This is a genomic window from Crocosphaera watsonii WH 8501 (assembly GCF_000167195.1).
GTDB lineage: Bacteria > Cyanobacteriota > Cyanobacteriia > Cyanobacteriales > Microcystaceae > Crocosphaera > Crocosphaera watsonii.
This window is the reverse complement of the sequence record NZ_AADV02000033.1, coordinates 1-19,402: the sequence shown is the minus strand read 5'-3', so window position 1 is coordinate 19,402 and position 19,402 is coordinate 1. Positions and strand designations below refer to the sequence as shown.

Annotated in this window: 17 protein-coding genes and 2 pseudogenes; 6 read left to right on the top strand and 13 right to left on the bottom strand. The window is 39.0% G+C overall.

Annotated elements, in window-relative coordinates:
- Positions 1-7: 7 nt before the first annotated feature.
- Positions 8-274 (bottom strand): HNH endonuclease, encoded by a 267-nt coding sequence (locus CWATDRAFT_RS41380; RefSeq protein WP_007306074.1) that lies wholly within the window; start codon positions 272-274, stop codon positions 8-10.
- 112 nt (positions 275-386) lie between these two features.
- Complete coding sequence (locus tag CWATDRAFT_RS16420) at positions 387-782, bottom strand: hypothetical protein (protein ID WP_007303072.1); 396 nt, start codon at positions 780-782, stop codon at positions 387-389.
- 79 nt (positions 783-861) lie between these two features.
- On the opposite strand from CWATDRAFT_RS16420, the pseudogene CWATDRAFT_RS33885 reads away from it, so the two are divergent.
- A pseudogene (locus CWATDRAFT_RS33885) lies at positions 862-2,300 on the top strand (NF041680 family putative transposase).
- Positions 2,301-2,451: 151 nt separating this feature from the next.
- Here the strand turns inward: CWATDRAFT_RS33885 and CWATDRAFT_RS39975 are convergent.
- Together CWATDRAFT_RS39975 and CWATDRAFT_RS39965 are read right to left on the bottom strand one after the other, a co-directional pair.
- Positions 2,452-4,317: a WD40 repeat domain-containing protein gene (locus tag CWATDRAFT_RS39975; RefSeq protein ID WP_268742331.1), complete on the bottom strand. Its 1,866-nt coding sequence runs from the start codon at positions 4,315-4,317 to the stop codon at positions 2,452-2,454.
- Between the two features lie 9 nt (positions 4,318-4,326).
- On the bottom strand, positions 4,327-5,913 hold the full coding sequence (locus CWATDRAFT_RS39965) for an AAA-like domain-containing protein (RefSeq protein ID WP_007306072.1): 1,587 nt from the start codon (positions 5,911-5,913) through the stop codon (positions 4,327-4,329).
- A gap of 113 nt (positions 5,914-6,026) precedes the next feature.
- Between CWATDRAFT_RS39965 and CWATDRAFT_RS16400 the strand changes: the two genes are divergently transcribed.
- On the top strand, positions 6,027-6,581 hold the full coding sequence (locus tag CWATDRAFT_RS16400; RefSeq protein WP_007306084.1) for a hypothetical protein: 555 nt from the start codon (positions 6,027-6,029) through the stop codon (positions 6,579-6,581).
- Positions 6,582-7,004: 423 nt separating this feature from the next.
- Here CWATDRAFT_RS16400 and CWATDRAFT_RS41815 read toward each other — a convergent pair.
- From CWATDRAFT_RS41815 to CWATDRAFT_RS16380, 5 genes and pseudogenes are all read right to left on the bottom strand, one after another.
- Positions 7,005-7,208 (bottom strand): annotated as a pseudogene (locus CWATDRAFT_RS41815) (tetratricopeptide repeat protein); the annotation flags it as partial.
- 45 nt (positions 7,209-7,253) lie between these two features.
- Positions 7,254-8,774 (bottom strand): site-2 protease family protein, encoded by a 1,521-nt coding sequence (locus CWATDRAFT_RS16395; RefSeq protein WP_007306071.1) that lies wholly within the window; start codon positions 8,772-8,774, stop codon positions 7,254-7,256.
- A 52-nt stretch (positions 8,775-8,826) separates the two neighbouring features.
- Positions 8,827-9,744 (bottom strand): N-acetylmuramic acid 6-phosphate etherase, encoded by a 918-nt coding sequence (gene murQ / locus CWATDRAFT_RS16390; RefSeq protein ID WP_007306070.1) that lies wholly within the window; start codon positions 9,742-9,744, stop codon positions 8,827-8,829.
- Positions 9,745-9,749: 5 nt separating this feature from the next.
- Entirely contained in the window at positions 9,750-10,142 is a 393-nt protein-coding gene (locus CWATDRAFT_RS16385; RefSeq protein WP_007306069.1) for a DUF3110 domain-containing protein, read from the bottom strand.
- 57 nt (positions 10,143-10,199) lie between these two features.
- On the bottom strand, positions 10,200-10,454 hold the full coding sequence (locus CWATDRAFT_RS16380; RefSeq protein ID WP_007306068.1) for a DUF3037 domain-containing protein: 255 nt from the start codon (positions 10,452-10,454) through the stop codon (positions 10,200-10,202).
- A 340-nt stretch (positions 10,455-10,794) separates the two neighbouring features.
- Here CWATDRAFT_RS16380 and pheA point away from each other — a divergent pair, with 340 nt between their 5' ends.
- Positions 10,795-11,661: a prephenate dehydratase gene (pheA, locus tag CWATDRAFT_RS16375; protein ID WP_007306085.1), complete on the top strand. Its 867-nt coding sequence runs from the start codon at positions 10,795-10,797 to the stop codon at positions 11,659-11,661.
- Positions 11,662-11,700: 39 nt separating this feature from the next.
- Here pheA and CWATDRAFT_RS16370 read toward each other — a convergent pair whose 3' ends face one another.
- Positions 11,701-12,339 (bottom strand): LON peptidase substrate-binding domain-containing protein, encoded by a 639-nt coding sequence (locus tag CWATDRAFT_RS16370; protein WP_007306067.1) that lies wholly within the window; start codon positions 12,337-12,339, stop codon positions 11,701-11,703.
- A 134-nt stretch (positions 12,340-12,473) separates the two neighbouring features.
- Positions 12,474-12,752, bottom strand: a complete 279-nt coding sequence (locus CWATDRAFT_RS16365; RefSeq protein ID WP_007306066.1) for a chemotaxis protein CheW — start codon at positions 12,750-12,752, stop codon at positions 12,474-12,476.
- A gap of 15 nt (positions 12,753-12,767) precedes the next feature.
- On the opposite strand from CWATDRAFT_RS16365, the gene CWATDRAFT_RS16360 reads away from it, so the two are divergent.
- Entirely contained in the window at positions 12,768-13,724 is a 957-nt protein-coding gene (locus tag CWATDRAFT_RS16360) for a reverse transcriptase domain-containing protein (protein WP_081450974.1), read from the top strand.
- Between the two features lie 176 nt (positions 13,725-13,900).
- Here the strand turns inward: CWATDRAFT_RS16360 and CWATDRAFT_RS16355 are convergent, their stop codons facing one another.
- Positions 13,901-14,962 (bottom strand): ABC transporter ATP-binding protein, encoded by a 1,062-nt coding sequence (locus CWATDRAFT_RS16355; RefSeq protein WP_042711676.1) that lies wholly within the window; start codon positions 14,960-14,962, stop codon positions 13,901-13,903.
- Positions 14,963-15,083: 121 nt separating this feature from the next.
- On the opposite strand from CWATDRAFT_RS16355, the gene CWATDRAFT_RS16350 reads away from it, so the two are divergent.
- Positions 15,084-15,743, top strand: coding sequence for a phosphorylase family protein (locus tag CWATDRAFT_RS16350; protein WP_232287128.1), 660 nt, complete (start codon positions 15,084-15,086; stop codon positions 15,741-15,743).
- A 190-nt stretch (positions 15,744-15,933) separates the two neighbouring features.
- Here CWATDRAFT_RS16350 and CWATDRAFT_RS16345 read toward each other — a convergent pair whose 3' ends face one another.
- Positions 15,934-17,616 carry a DUF3352 domain-containing protein gene (locus CWATDRAFT_RS16345; protein ID WP_007306064.1) on the bottom strand — a complete coding sequence of 561 codons (1,683 nt, stop codon included), beginning with the start codon at positions 17,614-17,616 and terminating at the stop codon, positions 15,934-15,936.
- A gap of 206 nt (positions 17,617-17,822) precedes the next feature.
- Between CWATDRAFT_RS16345 and hpnJ the strand changes: the two genes are divergently transcribed.
- Positions 17,823-19,247: a hopanoid biosynthesis associated radical SAM protein HpnJ gene (gene hpnJ, locus CWATDRAFT_RS16340; protein WP_007306088.1), complete on the top strand. Its 1,425-nt coding sequence runs from the start codon at positions 17,823-17,825 to the stop codon at positions 19,245-19,247.
- Positions 19,248-19,402: the final 155 nt, after the last annotated feature.

The following is a 19,402-nucleotide window of genomic DNA, read 5'->3' as shown; positions in this document are numbered from 1 at the left end:
CGACAAACTAGACTTTTTCAGTCTTGCCCATGTGGATGTGCTGGTGACAGCTATGGTGGACTGCCATTAAATTTTTTGGTTTCCAGTTATCGTGGTTTCCATCTATGTGATGGAGGTGTCCCCTCTCATCATCTGTAAACTTCAGTCCACAATATCCACATGAATGGTCTTGTCTTTTCAGACATTTAGAGGTTGCTCCGTCGTAGAGTTTGCTGTTACGCTTACTCCAGTAAACCGTGTCCCCATCGTATGTTGGACTTTGGATAAAAAACAATTGTTAGCGTAAATTTTACGCTAAACATATCTCCAGAGCTAAAATAGAGAATTAAGGTGATTTTAAAAACTCTCTTTCCATCTTTTTAGGGGATTTTAAATATTAAATAGCTTCATTCAGTTTCGGTTCCAATATAGATATCTAAGTAGCTTTCAGTTAGAGATTGAATGACTCGTTCTAATTCATCAATGAGATTTCTTCTAGTGAGTTTTTCTACAGCATCAATATGAGCAGAACTTCCGGCTCGTCCTAAATATTTATATTTGGTTTTTTTCTCATTATTAGTGGCCATAGGAAAAATTGATTCAGCAGCCTGTAGTTTATAATACCAGTAGATTGTTCCCTTTCCATTAACCTGATAACGAATAATATGACAATTAGCTGGTGCTACTTCCCCTTCCCGTTCAATTTTCTTTATTTTCTGTTTAAGAGAGCGAATTAGACTCTTAATTTGTTTGGCTCTCAGGTGGACATCTTGACTGGTCTTAAGTTCGGAATGTGATGACATTAGCCTTAACTGTAACAAACAACCTCTTTTGATGTTAGCGTATATATTCCGCTAATTTATAAGGTAATAAATTTTAAAAATGACCAAAAATGAAACGGCTACGTCTGTCGAGGAATTCCTGGTGTGGAGGTCTAACCTCTTCCAAGGACTAAAAGCTAGAAAAGAAACTATTATAGAATTACTCGATGCCCTCTCCAGTAACCAACAAGCTCACTCAGTCGTTGAATTGTCTCTCAATCCTTTATTTAGAAGAGATTATAACAGTTTATATAGAGGAATTCAAGAGTTTTACCCACTCAAACTGACCCTAATTATGAACAGAGAATTGAGACTTTATTTTCAGCGGTATCGAGAACAATTCCTCCCACTTCAAAACATTATAACTTATTTGGTATTGACACAACTCCCTGTCCACGACCGTTTGCCGAAACGTTAGCGGATAAAACCTTTATTCATTACCTCAATCCAATTAAGGGAAATAAACCCATTAATATTGGACATTGTTATTCCGTTGTCTGCGCTTTACCTGACCAAATAGACACAGAAAAAGTCCCTTGGGCTGTCCCCTTATCAGGAGAGCTAGTCCCCTCTAAACATAAAGGAGTAAATCAAGGCAATCAACAACTAAAAAAAATCTGGCAAAGTTCTTTATTTTCTGATAAATTATCTGTCTTAGTGGCTGATAGTGACTACAGTCAAAAGGATTTTATTGGGGAACAAGTTAAGCATGAAGAGGTAGTTACTATTACAAGAGTTAGAAGTGACCGAGTTTTTTATCGTCAATTTATTCGGGACCCAAATCAAGCCAAAACTTCGGGACATCCCCGTTGGTATGGGGATAAATTTGACCTTAAAGATGACCAAACTTGGACTGAACCTGATGAAGTTCATCATGTTCCCTTTACAACGAAAAAAGGTCGTCAATTAACAGTGACTATTTCGGGATGGAAACAGATGTTAATGAGAGGAACTAAAAACTATAAAATGAACAATCACCCCTTTACTTTACTCCAGATTGTTGTCAGAGCTCAAGAAAGAAATAGTATTTGGAAACCTATGTGGCTTATTGTTATTGGTTCTCGGCGCGATGAGTTAAGTTTAGTTGATTGTTATCAGTGTTATCGACAACGTTATGACATGGAACATCTTTTTCGATTTGGTAAACAAAGATTATTGATGACATCTTATTTAACTCCCGATGTACATCATGAAGAAAATTGGTTTAAACTAACACTTCTTTCTTATGTAAATTTGTGGGCTGCCAGAAAATTAGCTGTGGTTTTACCCCGTGATTGGGAACAGTATTTGAAGACTAATAAATCCATCAAAATCACCCCTAGTCTAGTTCAAAGAGACTTTTCAAGAATAATTACGACCTTGGGGACTTTTGCCAAATTTCCCAAACGTCGAGGTTTTTCTTCCGGACGTATTAAAGGTTACAAAAAAGCCCCACGAACTCGTCATGATGTTATCAAGAAAGGGAGCAAAAAATCAACTGAAAACTTAAAAGCTCCTTAGTTTTCCTCAGAATCTATAGATTAGCCCTATTTGTCAGCCAATTTTATTGACTGATACAGAGCCGATATTTTGGGATTTTAGTTTAGCGTAAAATATACGCTAACAAACTTTTTTTGTCCAAAGTCCAATTAAGACAAAAGCGCAAAAATTGTCAATGTACTACTTTAATTCCATCACAGAGACGGCGATCGCTCTCTGATAGACTAGCATTAAACTCTAAATAATCTTTAATCCAAGCACATCCATAACGCAATTCATCTAGGGCTAAAACTTCGTTTAAATCCCATAAAATAAGCATACTTTCCCGACTGCCTACCGCAAGTTGCTGACCATCGGGACTAAAGGCAAGAGAGCGTACCATACTACTATAACTGTACAAAGTTTTAATTAACTGGCCATCAAGATTCCAAAATCGAACCGTTCCGTCATCGCTTCCCGATGCTATCATCTCACCATTGGGACTAAAAGCGACATCCCAAACCCTCTCTTGATGTTCCTGGAGGGTGTGCAGTAACTCCCCATCCCAACTCCATACTTTTACAGTGTTATCTCGACTTCCCGAGACAATTTTACTGCCATCGGGACTAATAGCAATAGTTCTAACTGGTGCTTGATGTCCCTCAATATTCCTAACTAAACTACCATCTAATCGCCAAATTTTGATAGTTTGATCCCTACTACTAGAGACAAGATATTTACCATCAGGACTAAAAGCAAGGTCCAAAACTCCCCGCTCATGTTCTGTAATAGTTGTAATCAAAGTACCATCTTTACGCCATAATTTAATGGTTCTATCTAAACCTCCCGAAGCAATTAATTGATTGTTAGGACTAATAGCAACGGTTAAAACCCAATCAGTATGACCCTCTAAAGTCCGAAAATTCTCCCCTTGATTATTCCATAACCTAACCGTTTCATCCCGACTTCCTGAAGCAAAAAACTGCCCATCAGGACTATAAACCACCGTTGATACTCCATCTTCATGATCTTCTAGGGAAATAATAGAATCTTGTTGGGGGTTCCATAATTTTAGGGTGTGATCTCGACTTGCTGTAACAATGCGGTTTTGATCTGGACTAAAAGCAATACCACGAATTTCTCCTTGATGTTCTAGATAATTAATCCAAAGAGGTTTATTTGGTTTCCAAAGTTTAACGGTTTTATCCCAACTAGCAGACACCCAAAATTCTCTTTTAGGGTGTATTGCTAAGTCTAATATCCCATCCTGATGACCATCAAAACTATCGATTAATTCTCCTTGAGGAGACCAAAATTTAATAGTTTTGTCTTCCCCTACGGAAAAAAAGACTTTACTTTGAGGCACAATTTCTATATCCATAACCGCGCTATTATGAGCAACAATGGTTTTAATAACAGTTCCATCTAGGTTCCATTTTCTAATAGTTCCATCTTCACTAGCAGAGAGAAAATAACTATCATCTTCCCCCCATTCTACTTCCCAAACAGTATTATTATGATCTCGAAAGGTTTTTAGTAATTGACCATTTTTATTCCAAAGTTTAATGGTTTTATCCTTGCTACTGGAGAGAAAAAATTGACCATTATTGCTAAATTCTACATCATAAACTTCTGCATCGTGTTCTTCCAGTGTCTTCAGTAATTTTCCTTCCACTGTCCAAATTTGTAGATCATTACCAGTGGCAGCGATCAAGATTTGATCATCGGGACTAAAAGTAACATCATAAACTGGTTTATTAGTATTAAGGGTACGTAATGGTTCACCATCAAAAGTCCATAGTTTAACGGTTCGATCCACACTTGCAGAAGCAATTAGTTGATTATTATGGCTAAATTTAACTTTATAAACACGGTTTTTATGTCCTGAGATAGTTTTTAATAATTTTCCATTTTGTTGCCATAATTTTAGGCTATGGTCCCAACTTGCTGTTACTAATGTTTGTCCATCGTTACTGATATCAACTCCCCAAACCCCGTCTTTATGTCCTGTTAAACGATTGAATTCTAGCCCACTATATACTGCTTTTCCTAAAGCTATTTCTACTTCTCATTGAGTTTGGGTATCTCTTATTTTTAATTTTTGTAGCTTCCGTTTAGCTTTGATCGCTGCTAATAATGAGTCTAAATCTAGCTCAGAGGTTGAATATCCTTGAGAAGAGCGGGCCATAGCTTGAATCTCATTTAAGGCACCTTGACGATATTGTTTAATACTTAACCAAATAAAACCACAGGAAACCAAAAAAGCAAAACTAATCACTGCTATTAATCTTTTTTGTGCTTTCAGTCTCCTGTGTGTTTCTTTTAATTTTTCTGCTTCTAATTTTTGTTGACTTTCACGGCGATCGCAGGTTTCGGAAGCTGCTAAGAATTGATAATCAAGATCACTTAAACGATGATTTTTAGCCCAACTTTGTGCATCTAATAAAGTTTGTCCTCGTAATAGTTGAGACTCCTCTTGATAGTTAGATTTAACCCATAGTTGTAATGGGGAACTGTAGGGACGAAGGCGATCTAATTGTTGGTTAACCCAATCTCTATTAAAGACCATTTCGTAAATGGGACTGCGAACTCGTAAACAAGCTCCCCGTTTTTCTACGATTCCTGATAATAATAATTCCCGTTGTTCTAAACGATTATCTAAGGGAATTTGTGCCTGTTGTACAATTTCGAGATAGCAACCTAAAATACTTCCTATATTGGCTTCATTCCGTAGCAGACGGTTGCGGATAGTGCGTAGATGTTCCGGTTCGTCTTGGGTTTCCCAGTCAGCAATAATCTGCGATCGCACTAATCTTTCTATCCATTGGGGTACAGTTTCTGGGGTTAAAAAGGGAGGGGTTTCTGCGAGAACTATTTGACAGATTTTTTGTGTTAAAAACGGCTTTCCCCCCGTCCAATACAAAATTTCTTCTACAATTTCCTGTGGATATGTCAATGACCCCTTTAACCCCTCAATTAGGGGCTTAATTTCATGGGGTTGAAACCCTCTTAATTCGATAGCTGTACCAATATTAAAGGGGGTGCGCTCTTTAGCTTGGATTAATTCTGATGGGGTGGCCACACCGAATAAAGCAAAGGTGAGACGGTTATATTCTTTATTTTCTGCCCATTGATTGTAACAAAAGCGAATTAATGCCCAAAAATCGTCCACTGCAAAGGATAATCCCAAAACACTATCAATCTCATCGATAAAAATGACAATGGGTTGAGAGGGGATGGATTTTAAGAGAATATCTTGTATAAAATGGTCTAAGCGTTGGATGGGTGAAAAATCTGCTTGTTCGCTCCACCAAGCTTTTAAATTAACTTTGCCAATAAGGTTAAACCCACGCCACAGTTCCCAGATTAAGCCTTTGTACCATTGTATGGGGGTTGTGGTTTCACTGCCAATACTGGTTAAATCTAAAGAAGCGCAGCGATAACCTTCTTTTTGTAAACGGTTTTTGACACGAACCCGAAGACTAGATTTTCCCATTTGACGGGTATTGAGAACATAGGAAAAATCACCTTTTAACAAAGCTTGATAAAGTTGGTTGTCCCCGTGACGGACAACATAACTCGGTGCATTAATTCTGAGACTACCTCCTACTTGATATTCATAGAAAGAATCAGTTTGATTTGTATCAGTCTGCATCTACTTTAAAACCAACAATTTGTCTTGATTATAGTTTATTTTAATTAACAAAAAGTTTCTTTTTCTCATGTTATACTGTGCTGCACGGACTATTGAATTTACATTCTTGATAAATGGAAGCGATTACTACTATTGCCACTGCCTTAGCTTTAGGGGCTGCTAGTGGCTTTCAATCTGTTGCTGAAAAGGCTGTAAAGGATAGCTATGAAGCCTTAAAAACAAGTATCCAACGTCGTTATAAAAATCTAAATATTCAGCCTCTAGAAAAAAATCCTAATTCCGAGGCACGTCGAAAAGTTCTTATTGAAGATTTAAGTGAGGTTAAGGCTGATCAGAATCAGGATATTTTACAGAAATCTCAAATACTCATAGATCATATTCAAACTTTATCAGAGGCAGAACTACCGAAAATCGGAGTTAAATTAGAGGATATTAAAGCATTAAACTTAAATATTCAACTAGGCAATACCATTATAAAACACCATTATTATATTCCTCGTAATTCATTTCTAAAATCAATCTGGGAGCAACTTGATTCATCTTTACAAGATGCACTGGCTTTAGCAGCAGTACAAGCCAAAAGAAAAGGAAAAAATCATATTTCTACTAATAATTTATTTGCAACTTTAAGACGATTAAATCCTGAACCACTGTCTAATTTTTTTTAAAAGTTACCAACTGATGCACTTCCAGAACCTATATCTGAAGATATTTCAGTTGACGATAAAATCTTTGGGAAGGTTTATTCTTTATCACCATGTATCACAACATCTCTGACAAAACTTTCATCTCATATAATCTCTCAGAAAAAAATTACAAGTCAAGAGGTATTTGTTGATCTAGCAAAATATTGTAGAGGAAACGCTGTGAAACGTTTACGAACCTGTGGAGTGAATCCTAAGAAAATTGACAGTATAGTTAAACAACTAGGTTGGAGTACAAAATAATTATCAAAGATGTAGTCCGAATCAAACCCCTCTTGCAGCAGCAATTAATATATGGTAACTATGATGGCATCACTTGTGAATCTTTACCCAAATCTAATTGAGGCAACCACTATCATAAACAATTGATTACAATCAAACAAGAGACTATTGAATTTGTTGGAGAGTTTGTCTAGCTCTCTGAGCATTTAACATATCTCCCTGTTGTAGAGATAAACTTATAGCTTTTTGCAAATCAGGAATAGCTTTTTGATTTTCTCCTAATCTAGAATATGCAATTCCCCGATTAAGATAAGCTAGGCCATCTTGAGGACTAAGAGAAATAACTTTATTGTAATCGTCAATTGCTTTTTTAAACTCCTGTTCCCCTCCTGGGAGGGGTTAGGGGTGGGTTGACTAACCACCTATACCCAATCTTCCTGCTAATGCTGGACTTAAAGGAATGAGGGTTGCTAACATTAAAAAGAGAGCTAATAAACCCCATCCTGCGCGAGTATCATCGGGTTCTGTCAATTCGTTAAGACTTGGTCTTTCTAAATCTCTTTGTAAGAATAAAATAACCACTGCCCAGTATAAAGGAATAGGGTTAGCAGGGCTAAATATAGTAACAATTCCTAAAATTACTAGAGTAATAATTGTGGCTCTTCTGGCGGTTTTTCTGCCATAAATAGCTTGAATAATTCTCCCACCATCTAATTGTCCTGCTGGCATTAAATTTAAGGCTGTTACCACTAATCCTAACCAACCAACAACGGTTAAAGGATGAACATCAACAATAGCATTTTGTAACTGTTCTCCTAAGACAACTTTGGCTAAACTTCCTACTAAAATAGAGCCTTGAAAAAACTGTGTTGGAACTTGGAAAAGACTGCCATCATGGGATAATACTAAACCGATAATAAGTAAAATAAATGACAAAATTCCCCCACAAGCAGGCCCAGCTAAAGCGACATCAAATAAAGCATTACGAGTGGGTATTAAAGATTCAAACCGAGTAATTGCACCAAAAGAACCAATTCGCCAAGTAGGTAAGAAAAATGGCACACTCATTTTAATATCGTATCTTTTTGCTGCAACTCTGTGTCCTACTTCATGAAAAATAAATATCCCCCACAAAGCTAAACCAATAGGTAAAGTTTCTATATAACGACCCCAATTATTAAATAAATCAAAGCCCAATAAAATACTAGCTGCTTCCAATGTTGTGAATACTGTACCGACAAGTAAAACTAAAGCAAGATTTTTTTGAACTAGAGTGGTTGGTTGAGGATCATCACTACTGGGAAGAATAATAACCACTGGTTTTCCTTCGCTGCCCTCCACTAAAAAGAGACGGTATTTTTCACCAAAACTATCCTTAAGTTTTTCGGATAGTTTTTGATAAGATTCCTCAGTTTCTCCTCTCAAGTTACCTCTAAAAATAGCTCCTTCTTGATAAGAAATAGTTTCGGTTGCAAAAAAAGTGTCAATACTAAAAATTCCTTTGATTAGCTGTAAATCTTCATCAGGAATGGGAATGAGATCACTAATATTTTTGTTATCAGAACTATCATTAAACTCAGTGGTTAACGAGGGAGTTTTATTTTCATCTTTTTTGGCTTCTTCTTCTTGAATTCTTTGTGCTGCTTCATTTTGTAACATAACGTCTTGTCCCTCGCTTCTTAGCTTTTTACCTAAGTAGATATAGGAAATTATTGACGCAACTAATAAAAATAAAATACCAACGATATTCAGGTAAATTCCTAGAGCAAATAGACCAAAAAAGACTAGCCAAGGTGTCATCAAACTAACTGATTGTAGCCAAGCTAATTTTCCTAATTTGCCGTAACCTTTGGCACGATTATAACCCCAGGCTAACAAGCCAAAGGCGACTAAAATAATAACTAAAATGGTTGTGGTTTCCTGTGTATTTAACATAGTTTAATGAACAATAATGACCAGTTTTGTAGAGAGGTTTCATGAAACGTCTCTACGGTTTTTTGCTGCTTTCAAGGGCAACCCGAAGATTTCCATGATGATTATCTAATAATGACTGCCCTGCTTCGGGATCAAGCCCTGTCCAGTGCATTAATAGGGCTAGTTTAACCCGTTTACCACTGCGATCGAGTAACTGTGCTGCTTCTTGACGGCTTAATTCTGTCAATTCTTCTAGAATGCGTAAAGCACGATCATAGAGCTTGCTATTGGTCACAGAAACATCGATCATGCGATTGCCGTAAACTTTGCCTAATTTGACCATCACCCCCGTAGAAAGGATATTTAGAGCCATTTTTGTCACTGTCCCTGCTTTAAGACGGGTGGAACCAGCTAAAATTTCTGGACCGGTTAACAAGCGAATGTCAATATCGACAATAATAAGGACTTGCTCAGCCGGAACACAACTCATTGCGACGGTGGTTGCTCCTCTCTGTTTAGCTGCGTTTAAAGCCCCATGAACATAGGGGGTAGTGCCTCCTGCGCTGATCCCCACCACCACATCTTTTTCTGTGATTTTTCGTTGGGCGATGGCTTCGCCCCCGTCTTGGGAGCTATCTTCTAAATTTTCCGAACTCCTGATCAAAGCGGCTGCTCCCCCGGCAATAATGCCCTGTACCATGTCGGGATCGGTACAGAAGGTGGGGGGACATTCGGCAGCGTCTAGCACCCCTAAACGTCCGCTAGTCCCTGCTCCAACGTAAAATAAACGCCCCCCTTTACTCAAGGCTGCACTGGCCGCATCAATGGCCTGAGCTAGTTCTAATTTGGCTTGGGAGATCGCTGTTAGGGTTTGAGCATCTTCGTTGTTGAACAAAGTCACCAACTCAACGGTATTGAGTTGATCTAAATTCTGGGAGTTGGGGTTGATCTGTTCGGTTAACAGATGACCTCGTTGTTGTATATTTTCCATAGGGGTTACAGTAAGCCTTCAAATTTACGGCGCATTTGTTCTAATTGTTCTGAGGACATTTCTGAGGCTGTTGGTTCGCTTTCTGTTGCTTTTGGGGGTTCTTCTTCTTCTCCCCAGTTGACATCTTCGACATTTTGTTCTGGGGGGATGGCTAACTCACCAGCGGCGATCAGTTCCCAGTCATAGTCCGCTTGACGACAAAATTCTTCGATTTCATCTGCGTCAAAGGGTTCGACGGTAGGGGTGGGAAAGTCTTGTGCTTCTAGTAGTAAAGCATAGCGAAGGGCATCGTCTTCTGACTCGAACATCAAAATTTTATTGCGATCGCCCATTTGCACCGTATGAATTCCCTCGTTTTCGGTTCGGGCGTTAAAGAGTAGTACATAAATTTTACTCATAAATTCTCCTCTTTTTGGCGTGACAGCATGACTTATAAATTGACCGATAGATTCCGATCATCGGTCTTGTTTAGGAGTCTCATTATTTTCATCTCCTGGGAATAATAAACCATGATTAGCCTGAACTTGCATTCTTTCGGCAAAGTCTTGCAAAAAGTCAATTTTCTCCCCACCAAAATCTTTAACACGTTGCCAATTTTTGAGAAAAGAAACTTTGACTAAATTTTCATCAAAAGCAAGCACACCAATATTAATCCGTTCATCGGCGATGGGATTGGGAACATACTGAATTATGCTATATCGACTAGGCATGATTTTAGCCTCCTAAAGCAAGTTCAAGGGATTGTAACAGTTGTTTTTGTCTTGTGACTAGATATTGAACCTTCTTCTATTGTAAAACCCCATTCAGGTGAAACGAGAGCTACAGTTAAGATTGTTTTTCTAACCATTGATGTCTTTGTTTAGGATAATGTTCTTATTTTAGACTAAAATATTGAATTATACGTATTATGTTACTGATTCCTAAAGATTGTGTCTTCTCTTAATCAGCTTTTTCCATTACTATTGTTTTCAATATGGTAAAGATATAATTTGATTGTATTGTTAACACCCAACAGCTAATTGATAAATTCCATCCGTCAAAAAATAGTTTATGGTCATTTCTCTTGCTCATCTTGGACCGGTTGGTACTAATGCAGAAACTGCCGCCTTAGCCTATGCTCATTGGTTAGAAAAGACTCAAGCAAAATCTTGTTTATTGTGTCCTTGTCCCAGTATTGCTCAAACTTTGCATTCTGTTGCTCAAGGAGACACCAAAAAGGCAGTAGTCCCGGTGGAAAATTCAACGGAGGGCAGTGTTGCCTGTACCTTAGATACCCTCTGGAAACTGGATCACCTCAAAATTCAACAAGAGTTAGTTCTGCCTATTATCCATGCTTTGTTTTCACGGGGAAGCTCTATCAATGGCATAAAAACTGTCTATTCCCACCCTCAAGCTTTGGCACAATGTCAAAGATGGTTACAGGAACACTTACCAGATATAGCTTTAATTCCTACTAATTCTACCGCTGAAGCTCTAGACAAAATCAGTCTCGAACCCACAGCAGGGGCGATCGCTGCTCCCCGTGCTGCTAAACTCTACAATGTGCCTATTTTAGCCAACCATATCAACGACTACCCGGATAACTGTACCCGTTTTTGGGTGATGACGTTAGATCCTACCCCCACGGTGAGTAGTCGTATTTCTTTGGCTTTCAGCGTCTCGGAGAATGTACCAGGTTCCTTGATGAAACCATTACAGGTGTTTTCGGAACGCAATATCAACCTCAGTCGCATCGAGTCCCGTCCCACCAAGCGATCGCTTGGGGAATATCTCTTTTATCTCGATATTGAAGGGAACCACGAAGATCCCAACATTATTAATGCTCTTGATGCTCTAACCCATCATACAGAAATTATCAAGATATATGGAAGTTATCCAGTGTTGTTTCTCGAAGAAACAGACATTGAACAACTTTAAAAACTGGTAACAGTTAACTGTTAACTGTTAACTGTTAACCTACTTGAGTACATCTTTTAGTGCTGTTCGTGCTGCTAAATGATTCCGGGTAGAGGTTAATATTTCAACTTCCCTCTCAAGACGGCCTTTAGTATCTTGCATTTCTAGGAGTCCTTGTTGCTCTGCTGCTACCCCATACAAGTTACCAGCTACCCAATAGGATAATTCTACAGGAAGCTCTGGTAAATCATCGGGTAGTTCAATTTTTTGATCGGTTAACTTAGCTGAAAGACGGACAACATCTTGCAACAACTTTCCCACTTCATTACCCAAAGGATGTAGGTTTTCGCTAGTTGGTTTATCTTCGAGCCATTCTACTAAACCAACTCGATAAGGTTTTTCTCTGACGTATTCTAGAACCCGAAACCGTTGTTGTCCCATGGTTAAAACTTTCATGCGATCGTCGGGGAGACGTTGAAAACGCATTAATTCTGCACAAGCTCCTACTTTAGCTATTTCTCCATCGACAGGGTTAACCATCACCACACCAAAACGGCGATCCCCTTCTAAAATGGTGTTCATCATCATACGATAACGAAACTCAAAGATATGCAGAGGTAGAGGACGACCTGGAAATAGAACGACTTCGGGTAAGGGAAAGATGGGAAGTTCTCGAACTGCAAGGGAAGAAGATGTCATAATACTCAAGCGCGCGTCTTAGCTTTTATTTAATACTTTAACTGATTTTCCTCCATTAAGTTATGAGTTGGGCATTTGTGGCGCAAAATTTTTGCTCAAAGTATGCCAAAGTTTTAAATATTCCTGGGATAATACTAGGTTCTAGCAAGTTCTCTGGTGTGAAAAACCTCTTTTAGATCCAGCAGAGTCAGCATTTTATCTTGATATTGGATAATTCCTTGACTGTAGTTTTCTTTTACTGCTTGAATACTGTTACTACTGTCTAATATATTTTGGGGAGCAAAGGAAAAAATTTCACATATCTCACTCACAACGATCCCACAAGTAAGATCATCAATAGGAATTAAAATTACAGGTGAATTATTTTTAATCTCCATGGGGGGAATGTTGAGAAAATAAGTAATATCAATCAAGGTTAAAATCTAGACATAGAAAAATGCTTCGACAGGATTAACCACACCTCAATCATGGAAAGGGTGATAGCCCCCCAGACAATCAAGACTGGGATATGGAGATGCTTGAAAGCAGGTGTCAATCCAGAATTTCCAGAACAAGGAACCCCCCAAGGGGGGGTGGTAAGTCCACTATTAGCTAACGTCGCATTGGACGGTATAGAAGACATCCATTACAGTATCCGCTATGCGGACGATATGGTTGTCATTCTAAAGCCTAAAGACGATGCCGACAAGATACTCAAAGACATACAAGAGTTCCTAGCAGCCAGAGGACTAAAGGTAAGTGAAAAGAAAACCAAACTCGTCAGAGCGACAGAAGGATTTGATTTTCTAGGCTGGCACTTCAAAGTGCAAACCAACGGAAAGTTCAGATGCGTCCCATCAGAGGACAATTACAGAACATTCCGTCAGAAAGTCAAAGATATCGTCAACTGCTCGAATTATGGGGCTAAGGTTAAAGCTAAGAAATTAGCTCCCCTAGTCAGAGGATGGCGAAACTATCATAGGTATTGCAAAATGGACGGCTCTCGCTTCTCCTTATGGAGAACAGCACACAGAGCTTTCAAAGTCTTCAACAAAGAAAAGAAACTGAACCGATACAAGGCATCAGAACTTATCAAGAAGGCTTTTCCAGCAGTATCACGCAGTGAAAACAGCCATGTCAATGTCAAAGGCAACAAATCACCCTACGACGGAGACACCCTGTATTGGAGTAAGCGTAACAGTAAGCTCTACGACGGTGCAACCTCTAAATGTCTGAAAAGACAACACCATTCATGTGGACATTGTGGATTGAAGTTTATGGACGATGAGAGGGTTCAACTCCATCACATAGACGGAAACCACGATAACTGGGAGCCTAAAAACTTAATAGCAGTCCACCATAGCTGCCACCAGCATATCCACACGGGCAAGACTGGAAAAGTCTAACTTGTCGGGAGCCGTGTGCGGTGAAAGTCGCAAGCACGGATCTAAATGAGAGGGGCGAAGGATAATACCTTCCCTCGACTCAACCATTACTATATTGTAGGGGTCAACGGCCGTTGACCCCTACGTTCATGTGTAGTTAGTAGGGTGGGCAGTGCATCGGCCTACAAGTTTCACTGCTATGAAGAAACAGCCGGAAAGATTTGAGCAGACTGAGAAGCGATCGCTAGTTGAACTTTAGTACCAACTTCTAACTGAGTATGTAAAGTCGTTCTAGCATGAATTTGACCACCGGAAGGGGTTTGTAAACAGTAGCGGTATTCTCTCCCTAAAAACTGGCGATCGCTGATAACTACCTTAGCTGTATCATCGGCTTTTAAACTGATATCCTCTTGTCTCACCATTAAGTCTCCTTGAGAAACCGTTTCCTGAGAAGAAGTAAGCTCCCATGCACCTATTTCTGTGATCAAGAGTTGTCCTTGTCTTTGAGCAGGGATAAAATTAGCCTGGGTGACAAATTCAGCCACAAAACGAGAAGCCGGACGAGTATAAATGGCTTCAGGGGTTCCCAGTTGTTCGATTTTGCCTTGAGACATGACCCCAATGCGATCGCAGATGGCTAAAGCTTCTTCTTGGTCGTGGGTAACAAAAATGGCGGTTATACCCGTTGCTTTGAGAATTTGGCGAATTTCGTGGCACAGCCTAACACGAACTTGTACATCCAGGTTACTGAGGGGTTCATCGAGTAAAATTAAGGCGGGTTGGGGGGCTAATGCTCTAGCTAAAGCTACCCGTTGTTGTTGTCCTCCTGAGAGTTGGTGAGGATAGCGTTTTTCTAAGCCTTCTAGTCCGATCAGGGTTAATACTTCGTCGATACGTTGTTTTATCTGTTTTTTGTTTAATCGTCTCTTATTTAAGCCAAAAGCAATATTTTTAGCGATGTTGAGATGGGGAAACAAAGCGTAATCTTGAAAAACCATTCCCGTGTTACGTTTTTCCGGGGGTAGCAACCGAGAGGCACTGGCAACCATATCCCCTCCTAAGGTTATCGTTCCGGTGGTGGGTTGCTCAAACCCGGCAATCATGCGTAGAAGGGTGGTTTTGCCGCAACCTGACGGACCCAATAAGCCTAAAATTTCTCCTGGGGCTAATTGAAAGCTAACTTCATCAACCACCCGAAGGGTATCAGCAGCAAATTGTTTAGCAATTCGATCTACCTGGAGAATAATAGAGTCTGTCATCATTTTTAGGCTATCTTTGAGTAAAAATTGACAAAAATTATCTATGTCATCTAGAACATACTCTAATTATAAGCCTAATCCCAAAAACCCTAATTTTGATACTGTTTTAGTCCCTCAAGGGATGGAATATAAAACAGTCTGCGATGGAATGGGGAAAAATTCGGCAAAGCTCGATATTATAGCCATTCCTGCTGGTATTCAACCTTTAACTACCTTTCTCCAACAATGGCAACAATCTCCAAACTTTGTTAATAAAGTGCCTCAAGGACTGATTATGATGGGGTTGGGGGGTAGTTTGTCCCTAAATTATTCTGTGGGGGATGTGATTTTGTACAAAAAGTGTGGTTTAATGGATTATAGTCAGGAAAATAAGGGCTCGTGTAACCAGTTTTTGACTGAGAGGTTATTTAAGCAGTTAGGAAATAAGACTATTATCGGGGAAGGAATAAGCAGCGATCGCATTATTTGTTCTGCTGAAGAAAAGCTTTTATTAGGTAAAAAATATCAAGCTGATGTAGTCGATATGGAAGGTTACGCACTCTTAAATTGGAGTGAGAAATTAAACATTCCTGTGGCTATGATTCGGGTTATTAGTGATGGTTGTCAGCAAGATTTACCAGACCTAACTGGGGCTTTTACAGAAGATGGAAGCCTACGCCCTTTTATTATAGCCCGTCAGATGCTTACAAATCCATCAAATTCAATACATTTAATTAGTAGCTCTTTAAGAAGCTTACAGGTATTAAAAGAAGTTTCTAATAAGATACTTGACAATGGATAATGGACAATGGACAAGGGATAAAATTACTATGTTATTCTTAAATTATATTAAGATTAAAAAAGAACAATGTTAGTGCTTTGTGCAAATTAATGGGATGTTTTACTTTCATGTTTTTTATATCGGTGTCTTATTTACATTTATTGACAAATAGTAACACAGCTTTCTAAGCTCTTACAAGCATCCTACTGTTTTAGACACCAATATTGAAGAAAATAGTAGCACGACGAATATTGTCTTGACTACCTTGACTACTTACGGTGAAAGAACGAATATTTCTTAATAAGGGTTTAACGCCAAATTCCACTACTTTAGTAATGGGTAATTTTTGGTTTAAAATGGGTTCACTTTTTTGCCAGTTAATATAGAAATAACCGTCATTTTCTGGGGATAATCCTTCAACTACGTGCTGAAATTCTTCTGTGTCTATTAGTTTTGTATAATCATCAGAAATAGCTTCAGAAATAGCTTCTATTGAAGTAGAAAAGATAACATAATCATCAACATTACCATGAATACCACTCACCTCAGCTTGCAAACTAGCTAAGTTTTGCTTATCGGGATTAACCGTTGCTTTTAGCTGTGTCCAAACTGTTACGTCTGTGTTTAATAAGGGTAATTTTCCTACTGTATAACCAGCGTTTTCTGCTTGTTGATCAAACTGTGTTAATACTTCATCCATGGCAACATCGGGACTTTTTTGGGCGACAAAAATCCAGTCCGCTTCACCCCCTTCCTCTTTTGGTACTAAACCCAAGCTAAATTCTCCTTGAACCCAAGGAAAAACATCTTTTGCTAAATGTACACCTAACGGTTCTTCTAGAGAGTTTATAGTTCGATTTAATAGTTGTTGTAGGGGACTATCTTGGTCTAACCCTGTCTCAATTTGTTGCCATAATTGATTTAAGTTAGTTCCTGCTGCGGTTAAAATTGTGTTGTCAGGAAGATAGGAAAACGCCCCCACTGGTTCCGATAAAATAGGGGAGCGATCGCTTTCTCCTGAGACTCCAATTAAAGCCGTTTCAGCTACTAAACCCTCTTCTTTGATAGAAAAGGCAATGGTTAAAGTTTGGGTAATCTCAGGTAATTCGGGAATGGGTAGATTAGCTAACCAAGCAGATAAAGCTGGAAAATTAGTATAAACAATGCCAATTCTAGGATCAACGATTGTCTTTAATGCTTTTTTGTAACCTGGTGCGTTGTTTAAGTTTAGATCAGGAACTTGTGCATTATTAATACTTTCCTTTAATACTTGTATATCGTTGGCGAAAAGAACCATATTTCCTACAACTGCTGTAGCAGAAAGGGGTGTATTTTTCGTCAGATTAGGGTTTTGTTGAGCAATTAAATTAACCCCCTTGTAAGGTTCAAAAACCAAGTCAGAAGTTCCGGCGATCGCATCGGTGGAATAGGAAGTTTGTAGGAACTCTTTTGCCAGTTGTTGGTCTTTAGTAGAAACCGCCAATAAATAACCAGGTTTAACACCGTTATCAGGGTTATGATCGTAGTCAAGAGAAGTAACCGCTAAGGTCATTTCTTCCCCTAACCAGGGTTGAATTTGCGATTGATAATCTAATCCTGTTTTAGCTAATAAAGTTTTTTCAATAGTGAGTATTTCTTGATGCGATCGCCGTCTTTTTTCAGGGGAAGCAATAAACTGTCCCAAAGCATCCAAGCGATCGGGGTTAGTCAACAAAGAAACCATTACTGGTGCTTGTCTGGGAAGAAAAATTGCTGTAGTTGGTTCTTTGATAACTCCTCCTGCTAATAAAGGAAAAGGACTCGGTTTCAGTATCCAGTAGACGCTGCTTGCTGCGAGGGAGAGAAACAGAATAACACCAAGGATGAGAGTGGCAAAAAAACGACGAAACTTCACTATTACCTATCCACAATAAGGAATGATCACTGTTTATTTTACCAAACTATCAGTCTCTATAAATTTTTAACAAAAAAATCTTACTTTTAACTTCATAATTGCTTGATCAACTAATAGAAAATTCGTTAGCATTACAGGGACTTACTCATCAGGTAAGTGTGCCTATGAGTAACTAATGTGAGTAAATGTGAACGGGAAGGAAAAACATGAAAAAGACCCTATTTTTAAGTCCCCCCTCTTTTGATGGTTTTGATGGGGCAGCAGGGGCCCGCTATCAAGCTAAACGAGAAATTACCTCTTTTTGGTATCCCACCTGGTTAGCACAACCAGCAGCTTTAGTGCCAGGTAGTAAATTAGTCGATGCACCGGCTCATTATCAAAACGTCGAGGATGTCTTAAAAATTGCCAAGGACTACGAACTGGTAATTATGTACACCAGTACCCCCACCTTACCCAATGATGTTAAATGTGCCGAGGCTATCAAAGCGCAAAACCCTGATACACAGGTAGGGTTATTGGGGGCCCATGCTGCGGTTTTACCCACTCAAACTCTAAAAGACCATCCTATTATAGACTTTGTTTGTCGCAACGAGTTTGATTACACTTGTAAGGAGTTAGCAGAAGGCAAACCCTACGAAGATATTAAGGGACTGACTTATCGTGATGCTTTGGGTAACATTAAGCATACCGAAGAACGGGAATTAATTCACGATTGGGACTCAATGCCCAGTGTTTTCCCCATGTACGAACAACATCTAAATTTCCGTAACTATTTTATCGGTTATTTACAGCATCCTTACGTCTCTTTGTACACAGGAAGAGGTTGCCCGGCGCAATGTACATTTTGTTTATGGCCCCAAACCATCGGAGGGCATCAATACCGCGCCAAGAGTCCCGAAGCTGTGGGCAAAGAAATGGCTTTAGCTAAGTCTATTTGGGGTAATGAGGTTCGAGAATATTTCTTTGATGATGATACTTTCACCATCGATAAAAAACGGGTTATGGCTATTAGTGAACATCTGAAAAAGCTTAACCTAACCTGGAGTTGTAACGCCCGTGCTAATCTAGATTACGAAACCTTAAAAACCCTAAGAGATAATGGTTTACGCTTGTTATTGGTTGGTTTTGAATCAGGAAATCAAGGGGTATTAGACGGGGTGAAGAAAGGCATTAAATTAGAAGTTGCCCGTAGGTTTATGAATAACTGCAATAAACTGGGTATTAAGGTACACGGGGCATTTATTCTGGGTTTACCCAACGAAAGTAAAGAAACCATTGAAGACACCATTCGCTTTGCTTGTGATATTAGTCCCCATACGATTCAAGTGTCCATCGCTTCCCCTTATCCTGGCACAGAATTATATAAGCAAGCGCAAGAAAATGGTTGGTTTACTAATAAAAATTTAGTGGCCAGTTCCGGTATTCAACTATCTACTTTACAATATCCTAATCTTTCTGCTGCGGAAATTGAGGAGGGAGTTGAACAGATGTATCGTCGTTTCTATTTCCGTCGTCGTACCATCGTTCCTATTGTTAAAGAAATGTTAGGTGATCCGCAAATGTTAGTGCGTCGTTTACGAGAAGGAAGAGAGTTTATGGCCTATTTAAAGAACGTCATACTCGCAGTTTAGTTATGCCTAATCTATTAGGTGGCATGCCACTTATAAGAGTCGAAGCTTTTTAGGTTTTCTGGACATATACTCTCGATTATCCAAATAATCAAATTATACACTTTTAGCATACTCTCGACTCTTTTTCCCAGAGATTACCAGTTGAGGATTCCGAT